The sequence below is a fragment of the Terrisporobacter mayombei genome (assembly GCF_020748465.1).
Taxonomy (GTDB): Bacteria; Bacillota; Clostridia; order Peptostreptococcales; family Peptostreptococcaceae; genus Terrisporobacter; species Terrisporobacter mayombei.
Genome location: NZ_JAHZMP010000323.1, coordinates 1 through 249, shown reverse-complemented (window position 1 = coordinate 249; position 249 = coordinate 1). Strand labels below are relative to the sequence as shown.

The 249-nt window shown below is 31.7% G+C and carries 1 rRNA gene; it reads right to left on the bottom strand.

Features of this window, described 5'->3' with window-relative positions:
• Positions 1-182: 182 nt before the first annotated feature.
• Positions 183-249: ribosomal RNA gene (locus K0039_RS21835) — 16S ribosomal RNA — on the bottom strand; the annotation flags it as partial.

The following is a 249-nucleotide window of genomic DNA, read 5'->3' as shown; positions in this document are numbered from 1 at the left end:
CTTGACCAGTTATTAAAGTTGATATTTTTAAAAGTTATCTTCTTTATATGATATATTTTTTAAGAAGTTTATCTTCTTCTTGTATAATGTCATATCACTAAATGTTATGCAGTTTTCAAAGTACTAATTTTGAGTTTTCATAAAGAACCCTCAAAATTAAACAGTAGGTTAATTCTCCCTAGAAAGGAGGTGATCCAGCCGCACCTTCCGATACGGCTACCTTGTTACGACTTCACCCCAGTTATTGAT